Annotated in this window: 8 protein-coding genes; 6 read left to right on the forward strand and 2 right to left on the reverse strand. The window is 71.7% G+C overall.

What is annotated here, in order from left to right:
* Positions 1–84: 84 nt before the first annotated feature.
* Positions 85–516: a division/cell wall cluster transcriptional repressor MraZ gene (gene mraZ / locus ACFYPG_RS27780; protein ID WP_030488958.1), complete on the reverse strand. Its 432-nt coding sequence runs from the start codon at positions 514–516 to the stop codon at positions 85–87.
* Between the two features lie 355 nt (positions 517–871).
* Here mraZ and ACFYPG_RS27785 point away from each other — a divergent pair, with 355 nt between their 5' ends.
* Genes ACFYPG_RS27785 through ACFYPG_RS27795 form a run of 3 tightly spaced genes read left to right on the forward strand, consistent with a single transcriptional unit; the run spans position 872 to position 3,511 of the window.
* Positions 872–2,119 (forward strand): MurT ligase domain-containing protein, encoded by a 1,248-nt coding sequence (locus tag ACFYPG_RS27785; RefSeq protein ID WP_355007801.1) that lies wholly within the window; start codon positions 872–874, stop codon positions 2,117–2,119.
* Positions 2,109–2,828 (forward strand): glutamine amidotransferase, encoded by a 720-nt coding sequence (locus tag ACFYPG_RS27790; protein WP_355007678.1) that lies wholly within the window; start codon positions 2,109–2,111, stop codon positions 2,826–2,828. The genes ACFYPG_RS27785 and ACFYPG_RS27790 overlap by 11 nt, the downstream gene beginning before the upstream one ends.
* The gene (locus ACFYPG_RS27795; protein ID WP_387354344.1) at positions 2,825–3,511 is read left to right on the forward strand and encodes a TVP38/TMEM64 family protein; all 687 of its coding nucleotides are present in this window, start codon (positions 2,825–2,827) and stop codon (positions 3,509–3,511) included. Before ACFYPG_RS27790 ends, ACFYPG_RS27795 begins: the two co-directional genes overlap by 4 nt.
* A gap of 124 nt (positions 3,512–3,635) precedes the next feature.
* On the opposite strand, the gene leuS is transcribed toward ACFYPG_RS27795, so the two are convergent.
* Entirely contained in the window at positions 3,636–6,476 is a 2,841-nt protein-coding gene (gene leuS, locus ACFYPG_RS27800) for a leucine--tRNA ligase (RefSeq protein ID WP_387354345.1), read from the reverse strand.
* Between the two features lie 402 nt (positions 6,477–6,878).
* Between leuS and ACFYPG_RS27805 the strand changes: the two genes are divergently transcribed.
* From ACFYPG_RS27805 to ACFYPG_RS27815, 3 genes are read left to right on the forward strand one after another with little or no spacing between them, the layout of a single operon-like run.
* Positions 6,879–7,934, forward strand: coding sequence for a MoxR family ATPase (locus ACFYPG_RS27805; protein ID WP_355007681.1), 1,056 nt, complete (start codon positions 6,879–6,881; stop codon positions 7,932–7,934).
* Position 7,935: 1 nt separating this feature from the next.
* Positions 7,936–9,234, forward strand: a complete 1,299-nt coding sequence (locus tag ACFYPG_RS27810; RefSeq protein WP_387354346.1) for a DUF58 domain-containing protein — start codon at positions 7,936–7,938, stop codon at positions 9,232–9,234.
* Between the two features lie 16 nt (positions 9,235–9,250).
* On the forward strand, positions 9,251–11,722 hold the full coding sequence (locus ACFYPG_RS27815; RefSeq protein ID WP_387354347.1) for a DUF3488 and DUF4129 domain-containing transglutaminase family protein: 2,472 nt from the start codon (positions 9,251–9,253) through the stop codon (positions 11,720–11,722).
* Positions 11,723–11,859: the final 137 nt, after the last annotated feature.

Here is an 11,859-nt window from a genome sequence, read left to right on the forward strand (position 1 = left end):
ATCGTGCGCCTGGCACCGGGGAAGTGATGCCAGGAACTCGAAAGCGGCTGGAGATCTCGCAGTACGTCGGGCGCCGTTACCGCCCTACAGACCGCCGGGCAGCACCCCCTCCTCGATGTCGGCGAAGTCGTCTTCGCTCTCGGCGAGGTAGGTCTCCCAGGCGACCTTGTCCCAGATCTCCACCCGCGTGCTCGCGCCGATCACCACCAACTCGCGGTCCAGCGCGGCATAGGCCCGCAGGTGAGCCGGAATGGTCACCCGGCCCTGCTTGTCCGGAACCTCGTCGTGCGCGCTGGCGAAGAAGACCCGGCTGTAGGCCCGGGCCGCCTTGTGGGTCATCGGTTGTGCGCGCAACTGCTCCGCGATCCGCTGGAACTCAGGGGTCGGGAAGACGTAGAGGCAGCGCTCCTGCCCTTTGGTGACCACGACACCCCCCGCCAGCTCATCCCGGAACTTGGCCGGAAGGATCAACCGGCCCTTTTCGTCCAGGCGCGGAGTGTGGGTGCCGAGAAACATCGGCCCAACCCCCTCGCCCTTGAGCGGCGTTCGCGGCGCCGCTGACCCCCCGGGCCGGTGAGCCCTCCCGGCCTCACCATTGGTCCCCACTCTACTCCACTTCCCTCCACCCGCAACCAAATTCGCCCGCGTGGCGCGCCTGACCCGGGGGCAAAACCGCACGTCACAGGGGGTGGAGCGGAGTGGAGGGCTTCAGCCGCCCCTCGGCGTGGTCCGCTTTCCGACATTGATCGACTCCGTCCGGGGGACGCCGACCCGGCCGCCCGCACGGTCACCACGGCCGAACGGTTCACCGTCGGCGGCGATCTGGCGAGGCCGGCGGTCCGGTAACCTCGCTCGCGTGACGGACGCGAAAATGCCCCTACGGGCCAAGGTGGCCAGCTCCGTGTCACGGACCGCCGCGGCGCTCTCCCGGGCGGCCGGCCGTGGCGACGGTTCAGTGATCGGCGGGTGGATCGGCCTCAAGATCGACCCGGACCTGCTCGCCCACCTGTCGGCCGGGCGCGCGATCGCGCTCGTCTCCGGCACCAACGGCAAGACCACCACCACCCGGTTGACCTCCGCCGCGGTCGGCGTGCTCGGCCGGGTCGCCACCAACTCGTTCGGCGCCAACATGCCCAGCGGGCACACCTCGGCGCTGGCCAAGGCCGGCAGCACCCCATACGCGGTGCTGGAGGTCGACGAGCACTACCTGGCGCAGGTGCTGGAGGCGACCGAGCCGCACGTGGTCGCGCTGCTGAACCTCTCCCGCGACCAGCTCGACCGCGCCAAGGAGGTCGCCATGATGGCGCAGCTCTGGCGTGCGGCGCTGGTCCGGCACACCAACGTACGGGTGGTGGCCAACGCCGACGACCCGCTGGTCGTGTGGGCCGCCACCCCACCGGGTGACCCCGCCCGGGGCATCAACCCGCCGCACGTGACGTGGTTCAGTGCCGGCCAGCGGTGGCACGACGACTCCTGGGTCTGCCCGGAGTGCGGCTCCACCATCCAGCGCTCCGGCGAGCAGTGGTGGTGCACCGGCTGCCCGCTACGCCGACCGGAGCCGCACTGGGTCGTCGAGGACGAGGGCGTGCTCGATCCCACCGGCGCCTGGCACAAGGTCTCCCTCCAACTGCCCGGCAAGGTCAACCTCGGCAACGCGGCGACAGCGCTGGCGGTGGCCGCCGAGTTCGGCGTCCGCCCGGTCGACGCGGTGTCCCGCCTCGGCATCGTCACCTCGGTCGCCGGCCGTTACGCGCAGGTCGACAAGGACGGGCGCAATATCCGGCTGCTGCTGGCCAAGAACCCGGCCAGCTGGCTGGAGGCGTTCGACATGGCCGACAACGCGCCGACCCTGCTCTCCATCAACGCGCGCGATCCCGACGGTCTGGACACCTCCTGGCTCTACGACGTCGACTTCGCCCCGCTCCGGGGCCGGCAGGTGTTGATCACCGGCGACCGGGCATACGACCTGGCGGTTCGACTGGACGTCAACGACGTGCCGTTCCAGCACGTCCGCACGTTCGACGACGCACTCCGGTCGGTCCCGCCCGGGCGGCTGGAGGTCATCGCGAACTACACCGCGTTCCAGGACATCCGAGCGGAGTTGGACCGTGTCATCTGAGAGTCTGCGCATCGTCTGGATCTACCCCGACCTGCTCTCCACCTACGGAGACCGGGGCAACGCCCTGATCCTCGCCCGGCGGGCCCGTCAGCGTGGGATGCCGGTCGAGGTGCTGGAGGTCCGCTCCGACGAACGGCTGCCCGCGACCGCCGACATCTACCTGGTCGGCGGCGGCGAGGACGGCCCGCAGGCGCTCGGCGCCCAGCGGCTGCTGGCCGACGGCGGTCTGCACCGCGCCGTCGCGCAGGGCTCGGTGGTGTTCGGCGTCTGCGCCGGCTACCAGCTGCTCGGCACCTCGTTCTTCGCCAAGGGTGTGCAGTGCCGCGGGCTGGAGCTGCTCGACCTGCACTCCGACCGGGGCGAGAGCCGGGCCGTGGGCGAGCTGGCCGGTGAGATCGACCCCCGGCTGGGCCTGCCCCCGCTGACCGGTTTCGAGAACCACGGCGGCCGCACCCACCTCGGTCCGGAGGTCTCCCCGCTGGCCCGGGTCACCGCCGGAGTGGGCAACGACAGCGCCACCGAGGGCGCGTGGCGCGGCAAGCTGCTGGGCACCTACTCGCACGGGCCGGCGTTGGCTCGCAACCCGGCCCTGGCCGACCTGCTGCTGCGCTGGGCCACCGGGGCACACCAGCTCCCGCCGTTGGACGACACCTGGTCGGACCGGCTCCGCAACGAGCGCCGCTCCGCGGTGGCCGCCGCTCGGGCATGATCCGTGCCGTCCGGCGGCTGCTCCGGCAGCCGTCGGCCGCCCGGTTCGCCCTGCTCGTGCTGCTGATCGGCGGGTGCGGGTTACTGCTGCTGCTGGTGCCCCGGCCGGATCCGGCGCAGTTGCCGCTGGTCGCCGACCGGCTGGGCGACCTCGCCCCGGTGGCGGCGATCCTCGGTGGTGCGCTGCTGCTTGTCGCGCTGGTCCCCCGGACCTTCATCACGCTCGCCGCAGGTGCGATCTTCGGTCCGCTGGAAGGCGCCGCGTATGCCCTGGGCGCCGCGCTGGTGGCGGCGGCGATCGGATTCACCGTCGGCCGGTTGCTCGGTCGGGAGTTCGTGGCCGAACGCGTCCGTGGTCGACTGGCCCGCCTCGACGGGTGGTTCGCCCGGCAGAGCGTGTTCGGCGTGGTCACCGTCCGGCTGCTGCCGATCGCCGGCTTCGGCCTGGTCAGCTACGGCTACGGCACGACCGGCGCCCGAGTGCTGCCGTTCCTGGCCGGCAGCGTGATCGCGTCCGCGCCGACCGCCTTCGGGTACGCGGCGATCGGCGCGGCGGTCAGCTCCCCCGGCCACGTCAACTGGTACGCGGCCGCCCCGGCCAGCCTCGGCCTGATCGCCAGCCTGGTCCTCGTCCACCAGTGGTGGCGCGCCGAACGCCGCCGCCGTCGCACCACATTGGTCTGACCGCCCCATCCCGCGCTCAACCTCCGCGATCTTGCACTTTCTGTCCCGGCATTACTGGACACAAAGGGCATGAACCCAACCGGAACTGCAAGATCGCGGAGGCGGGCGGGGCGTTGCGGTGGGGTCAGGCGACGACCGAGACCATCCGGCCCTTGACCACGATGACCTTGCGCGGCTCCTTGCCGTTCAGGGTCGTCGCCACCGCGTCCAGGGCCGCCGCGCGGACGCTCTCCTCGGAGGCGTCGGCGGGGACCTCGACGCGGCCGCGGACCTTGCCGTTGACCTGCACCGGGTAGGTCACCGTGTCGGCCACCAGCAGCGCCGGGTCGGCGGTCGGGAAGTCCGCGTACGTCAGCGAGGTGTCGTGGCCCAGCTTGCGCCACAGCTCCTCGGCCAGGTGCGGGGCGAACGGCGCCACCATCAGCACCAGCGGCTCGGCCACCTCGCGGGGCGTGGCCGCCAGGCCGGTCAGCCCGTTGGTCAGCTGGATCAGCTTGGCGATCGCTGTGTTGAACCGGATGCCGTCCATGTCACCACGGACCCCGTCGATCACCGTGTGCAGCAGCCGGCGGGTCGCCTCGTCGGCCGGGTCCTCGGTGATCCGCAGCGCGCCGGTCTGCTCGTCGACGACGGCCCGCCACACCCGCTGCAGGAACCGGTACGACCCGACCACCGCCCGGGTCTCCCAGGGGCGGGACACCTCCAGCGGGCCCATCGACATCTCGTACACCCGGAAGGTGTCAGCGCCGTACGCGGCGCACATGTCGTCGGGGGTCACCACGTTCTTCAGCGACTTGCCCATCTTGCCGTACTCACGGTTGACCACCAGGTCTTCCAGGTAGTACGCGCCGTCGCGCTCGACCACGTCCTCGGCCTGCACGTAGCTGCCGCGCGAGTCGGTGTACGCGTACGCCTGGATCATGCCCTGGTTGAACAGCTTGCGGAACGGCTCGAACGACGACACGTGCCCCAGGTCGAACAGCACCTTGTGCCAGAACCGCGCGTACAGCAGGTGCAGCACGGCGTGCTCGGCGCCACCCACGTACAGGTCGGTGCCGCCGCAGTCGCCGTCGGCGCGCGGGCCCATCCAGTAGCGCTCGTTCTCGGCGTCCACGAACCGGTCGCTGTTTGTCGGGTCCAGGTAGCGCAGCTCGTACCAGCAGGAGCCGGCCCACTGCGGCATCACGTTGGTTTCCCGGGTGTAGCGCTTCGGCCCGTCACCCAGGTCCAGTTCGACCTCGACCCAGTCGCGCCGCCGCGACAGCGGGGTCTCCGGGTTGCTTCCGGCGTCGTCGGCGTCGAACGTCTTCGGGGAGAAGTCGTCAACCTCCGGCAGCTCGACCGGCAGCATCTCCTCCGGCAGGGCGATGGCCGCGCCGGTCTCGTCGTAGACGATCGGGAACGGCTCGCCCCAGTAGCGTTGCCGGGAGAACAGCCAGTCACGCAGCCGGTAGGTGACCGCGCCGGTGCCGTGCCCGTTCGCCTCCAGCCAGGCGATGATCGCCGCCTTGGCGTCGGTGACCCCCAGCCCGTTCAGGTCCAGGCCGCGCTCGGGCGCGGCGCTGTTGATGGCCGGACCGTCCCCGGTGTACGCCTTGCCGTCGAAGCCCTCCGCCGGCTGCACGGTACGCACGATGGGCAGCTCGAAGACCTCGGCGAACGCCCAGTCCCGCTCGTCCTGCGCCGGCACCGCCATGATCGCGCCGGTGCCGTAGCCGGCCAGCACGTAGTCCGCGATGAAGATCGGGATCTGCCCACCGGTGACCGGGTTGGTGGCGTACGCGCCGATGAAGACGCCGGTCTTCTCCTTGGAGTCGGACTGCCGCTCGACGTCGGTCTTGGCGCCGGCGGCCTTGCGGTACGCCTCGACGGCCTCGGAAGGGCTGGCGTGTCCGCCGGTCCAGGCGTCCTTCGTCCCGTCCGGCCAGGTGGTCGGCGCCAGCGCGTCGACCAGCTCGTGCTCCGGTGCCAGCACCATGTAGGTGGCCCCGAAGATGGTGTCCGGCCGGGTGGTGAACACCCGGATCGACTCACCCGCGGTGGCGAAGTCGATGTGCGCCCCGGTGGAGCGACCGATCCAGTTGCGCTGCATCATCTTGATCGGCTCGGGCCAGTCCAGGCTGTCCAGGTCGTCCAGCAGCCGGTCACCGTACGCGGTGATCCGCATCATCCACTGCTTCAGGTTGCGCTTGAAGACCGGGAAGTTGCCCCGGTCGGAGCGGCCGTCCGCGGTGACCTCCTCGTTGGCCAGCACGGTGCCCAGCCCGGGGCACCAGTTCACCGGGGCCTGCGAGACGTACGCCAGGCGGTGGTCGTCGACGACCTGGCGGCGCTCGGCGACGCTCAGCTCGGCCCAGGCGCGGCCGTCCGGGGTGGGCCGGTTACCGCCCTCGAACTCGGCGATCAGCTCGGCGATCGGACGGGCCCGGCCAGCGTCGCGGTCGTACCAGGAGTTGAAGATCTGCAGGAAGATCCACTGGGTCCAGCGGTAGAAGTCGGTGTCGATGGTGGCCACCGAGCGGCGCTCGTCGTGCGCCAGCCCCAGCCGGCGCAGCTGCGTCTTGTACCGCTCGATGTTCGCGACGGTGGTGGTCCGGGGGTGGGTGCCGGTCTGCACCGCGTACTGCTCGGCGGGCAGGCCGAACGCGTCGAAGCCCATCGCGTGCAGCACGTTGCGGCCGGCCATCCGCTGGTAGCGGGCGTAACAGTCGGTGCCGATGTAGCCCAGCGGGTGGCCGACGTGCAGGCCCGCTCCGGAGGGGTACGGGAACATGTCCAGCACGTACAGCTTCTCCGCGCCGGCGCGTGGGTGGGTCGGGTCGGCCAGCGGGCCGGTCGGGTTCGGTGCGTGGAAGGTGCCCTCGCGCGCCCAGGTGTCCTGCCAACGAATCTCGATCTCGTCGGCCAGGGCCGCGGTGTACCGGAACGGGGGGATGTCGCCCGCCGGTGCGGCTGCCTCACTCATCGTCTCTCCTCGCTTCGCTTCGCTTCGTCTCGGCACCACCGGGCCGGGCCGGCGGAGGGCACAAAAAAGCCCCTCGCGCAGGAGGGGCCGCCGTGCTGTCGCTGGGTTCAGCGCATCAGCACGGCCCGGTAAGAAGCAGGAAGACTCCGGCCATGCCCGCAGTGTACCTCTTCCACGGTGTGCCCTGCCGGCCCCCGGGCGGTGTCGAACCCGTTCCCCCGACCTGGCGAATATCGGTGCGTAACCAACGGACTACCTGCGGGGGTCGGCGATAACGACAAACATGGTTAGCCTGAGAGACTAGTGAGATTCCTGCGGCAAACGAGGCTCGACGTCGCGAACCCAACGGCGGGTCCAGGTGCTCTCTAGAGAGCTGCCGTGACGGCGACGAGGAGGAGGCCCGTGACACAACAGACCTGGGACGAGGTGGGCGGCCTGTTGCCGCACGACGAGTTCCGAGCCGCCAGCGAGGCCATCGTGGCCAACATCGAGCAGGTCATCGAGGGTAAGACCGCCACAGTGCGGCTCGCCCTTGCCGTCCTGCTCGCCGAGGGTCACCTCCTGATCGAAGACGTCCCGGGTGTCGGCAAGACCAAGCTTGCCAAGGCCCTCGCGCGGTCCATCGACTGCACGGTGCGACGGATCCAGTTCACCCCCGACCTCCTGCCCAGCGACGTCACCGGGGTCAGCGTCTACAACCAGGAGACGCACGACTTCGAGTTCCGCCCCGGTGCCGTGTTCGCCAACCTGGTGGTCGGCGACGAGATCAACCGGGCCTCGCCGAAGACCCAGTCGGCGTTGCTGGAGTGCATGGAGGAGCGGCAGGTCACCGTCGACGGGGTGACGTACCAGCTCCAGACCCCGTTCATGGTGATCGCCACCCAGAACCCGATCGAGATGGAGGGGACCTATCCGCTGCCGGAGGCGCAGCGCGACCGGTTCACCGCCCGCATCGCGATGGGTTACCCGGACTCCAACGCCGAGCTGGCCATGCTCGACGGGCACGGCGGCACCGACCCGCTGCACGAGCTGCGCGCGGTCTCCGACGCGGCCATCGTCCGGCAGCTGATCGCCACCGTCCGGCAGGTGCACGTGGCGGACGCGGTCAAGCAGTACGCGATCGACCTGGTCACCGCCACCCGCGAGGCCCCCGACCTCCGGCTCGGCGCGTCCCCCCGGGCGACCCTGCAACTGTTGCGCACCGCCCGGGCGGTCGCCGCCCTGGAGGGCCGCGACTACGTTCTCCCCGACGATCTGCAGGCCCTGGCGGTGCCGGTGCTGGCCCACCGGATCATCCCGACCGCCGACGCGCAGCTCGCCCGGCGCACCACCGACGCGATCGTCTCCGAGCTGGTGCACCGCCTGCCGCTGCCACACGACAGGCAGCGCAATCCGTACGACACCCGGCCCCCCGCCACCGGCAACGGTCGCGCACCCTACGAGCCGCGGAGGCCATGACGTGCGTGCCGGGCTACGCGGGCTGACCACCCGCGGGCGGTCCTTCCTTGCCGCTGCGGTCGCGGCGGCGATCTCAGCGGGCATCCTCGGCGAGAAGGACCTGCTCCGGGTGGCAGTGCTGTTGGCCATCCTGCCGTTGCTGGCCGCCGCCTACGTCGGGCGGAGCCGCTACAAGCTGGCCTGCAACCGTTCGCTGGACCCGCACCGGGTTCCGGTCGGCGCCAACTCCCGGGTGGTGCTGCGCCTACAGAACCTCTCCCGGCTGCCGACCGGCACCCTGCTCCTGGAGGACCGGCTGCCCTACGCGCTGGGCAGCCGGCCCCGGGTGGTGTTGGAGCGGCTCGGCGCACACCAGGCCAGCTCGGTGGCGTACACGGTGCGGGCCGACGTGCGGGGCCGCTACGACGTGGGCCCGCTGGTCGTCCGGATGACCGACCCGTTCGGCCTCTGTGAACTCACCCGCTCCTTCCCCAGCACCGACCACCTGACGGTCATCCCGCAGGTCACCCCGCTGCCGGCGGTCCGGCTCCCCGGGGAGTACGCGGGCAGCGGCGACAGCCGGGCCCGCTCGGTGGCGGTGCACGGCGAGGACGACGCGGCGACCCGGGAGTACCGGCGCGGCGACGACCTGCGCCGGGTGCACTGGAAGTCCACCGCCCGCACCGGTGAGCTCATGGTGCGCCGCGAGGAGCAACCGTGGGAGAGCCGGGCCACCGTCGTCCTGGACACCCGGGCGTACGGCCACCGGGGCGAGGGGCCGACCGCCAGTTTCGAGTGGTCGGTCTCGGCCGCCGCGAGCATCGCCGTCCACCTGCGGCAGGCCGGTTACAAGTTGCGCCTGGTCACCGGCTCGGGGGCCGATGTGGACGCCTCGGAGGCCGGCGGGGACGGCACGCTGCTCGATCACCTCGCGGAGGTCCGACTGGACCAGCGTGCCGAGGTCACCGGCCTCGTGCAGCGGGTCCGCCAACGCGCCGACGGCGGCCTGATCATCGGCCTGTTCGGCACGGTGAGCGTCGCCGAGGCGGAGGTGCTGGCCGGGCTGCGGGGCAACGGCGCCACCTGTGTCGGCTTCCTCCTGAACAGCTCCACCTGGCTCAGCCTGCCGGAGAAGGCGCGGAACGAGGCGGAGCACGCCCACGCCGCCGCCGTCCTCGCCATGTTGCAGAGTGGCTGGCGGGTGGTCGGCGTCGACCACGGCGGCCGGCTGCCGGCGCTGTGGCCGCAGGTCGGTCGGGGCGCCCAGGGGTTCGCCCTGCGGGCCGCGCTGGCCGAGACGGTCGCCGGCGGTGTGCGATGAACGGAAGGCTCCCCTCATGATCAGCAGTCGGAACATCGGCATGGTGGCGGCCGCTGCCACGCTGCTGGCCGCCGCGCCGCTGTCGGCCATCTTCCAGGGCTGGACGTGGTTGATCGAGTCCATCATCGCGGTCGCCGTGGTGGCCGGGGTGGCCGCGCTGACCCGCCTCGCCCGGGCACCTCTGTGGGCTCAGGTGCTGGGCATGCTGGCCGGGCTGATGCTCGCCCTGACCTGGTTGTTCCCCAGCGGCCAGGAGCTGTTCGCGATCCTGCCCACGCCGGGCACGTTGGCGTACTTCGGCGACCTGCTCGCCGGCTCCATGCAGGACATGCGCTCGTACGGGGTCGAGGTCCCGGACACCGACCCGTTGCTGTTCATCGCCGTGCTCGGCGTCGGCGGGGTCGCCGTGCTGGTGGACGTGCTGGCCGTGGGGCTGCGCCGGCCCGCGCTGGCGGGGCTGCCGATGCTCGCCATCTACTCGGTGCCGGTCGCCGTCTACGTGGACAGCGTCCCCGCCGTGCCGTTCGTGGTGGGCGCCGCCGGTTACCTCTGGCTGCTGGTCACCGACAACGTCGACCGGGTGCGCCGCTTCGGGCGGCGGTTCACCGGCGATGGCCGCGACGTCGACGTGTGGGAGGCCTCTCCGCTGGCATCCGCCGGCCGCCGGCTCGCGGCGGTCGGGGTGGCCCTGGCGGTGGTGCTGCCGCTGGCGGTGCCCGGCATGACCGGCGGGCTGCTCGACTCCCTCAGCCGAGGGCCGGGCAACGGCACCGGCAACGGGTCCGGCTCGGGCGGCACGTCGGGTCGGATCGACCTGTTCGCCTCGCTCGCCGGCCAGCTCAACCAGTCCCAGGTAGCCGACCTGGTGAAGGTCAAGACGTCCGAGCAGAACCCGTTCTACCTGCGCTACGCGGTCGCCGACGAGCTACGACCCGCTGGTTTCCAGGCGCGCAACCCCAGCGGCCGGTCGGTCAACCGGGATCTGCCGAACCCGGCCGACCGGGCCGGTCCCGGCGTGAAGCAGACCACCTACCAGGCGACCGTCGAGGTCACCAAGAGCCTGAGCATGGCGCTGATGCCGGTGTACGCCGAACCGACCCGCGCCGACGACCTCAGCGACAACTGGCTCTACGACGCCAACCAGCAGGTCGTCTTCTCCAACCGGGAGAACTCCCGCGGTCGGAAGTACTCCTTCGACTACGTCCGCTCGACCTTCACGCCCGAGGCGTTGCGGGCCGCGCGATCACTGCCGACCGAGCACCCCGTACGCCGACAGATGACCGCCACCCCCGGGCCGGTGCCCGAGGTGGAGGAGCTGGTCAAGGGGCTGATCCAGGGCAAGCGCACGGACTACGACCGGGTGCTGTCGATCTACCAGCACTTCTCGGCGGACAATGGTTTCAGCTACCGGTTGAGCACCGAGAGCGGCAGCAGCGGTCAGGACATCGTCAACTTCCTGACCAACAAGGTGGGCTACTGCCAGCAGTACGCCGCCGCGATGGCCTGGCTGGTCCGCTCGGCCGGCATTCCGGCCCGGGTGGCGTTCGGGTTCACCAACGGCAGCAAGCGCGACGGTGACACCTTCACGCTGACGAACCTCAACCTGCACGCCTGGACCGAGGTCTACTTCGACGGGGCTGGTTGGGTGCCGTTCGACGCCACCCCGGCGTACGGGGTGCCCGGCTCCACCCGGTCGGCCTGGGCACCGGACACTGACGCGCCGGAGGCGACCAGCCCGAGCTCCGGCGCCACGAGCGCCCCGACGGACCCGGGCACCTCGACGGAGCCGACCGGCCCGGACAACTCCGACCGGGACACCGACGACGGGCTCTCTCTCGGCGGGACGACGCCGAACGAGCAGCCACCGGTCTGGCCCTGGTGGGCAGCGGGGCTGGTGGCCCTGCTGGTGCTGCTCGCGGTGCCCGCGCTGCGCCGGATGGCCCTGCGCCGCCGACGCAGTGGCCGCGCGGCGAGCGGGGCGATGGCCTCCGCCAGGGTCGACGGCGACAGCGAGCCGGGGGCACGTCCGGTGGTGGTCAGCGCGGACGCCAACCGGGCCCGCGCGGACGCGCACGCCGCCTGGGCGGAGCTGCTCGACACGCTTGTGGACTTCCGGGTCCCGGTCGATCCGACCGAGACGCCCAGGGCGACCGCGGACCGGCTGGTCCGGGACTCCCTCGACGATGACGACGCGATCGGGTCGGCGCGGCTGCTCGGCCGGGCGGAGGAGCGGGCCCGCTACGCGCGGGACCCACTGACCGGTGAGCCGTTGCTGCCGGCGCTGCGCGCGGTCCGTGCGGCGCTCGCGACCCGGGCGGACCGACGGACCCGCCTGCGCGCCGCCGTGCTGCCGCCCTCGGTGCTGCTGCGCTGGCGCACCACGATGGCCGACAGTTCCAGCCGGATGGTGGCGCTCACCGGGCAGGCCCGGTACCGACTGCTGCGGTGGAACCCTCGACGGCTGCTGGCCGGCCGGGCAGCTCGCTGACCGACCGGTTCCCTGGCAGGGGACGGCGGCCCACCCGCCGCCGTCCCAGCCCCGGCCCGGCATCCCTGCGCCCGGCTCACCGTCTTCAAGATCAGGTAAAGAGAAACAAGATAACGCCATTGCGTTAGGCGGAGCGA

The sequence above is a fragment of the Micromonospora sp. NPDC005553 genome, assembly GCF_042871765.1.
GTDB lineage: Bacteria > Actinomycetota > Actinomycetes > Mycobacteriales > Micromonosporaceae > Micromonospora.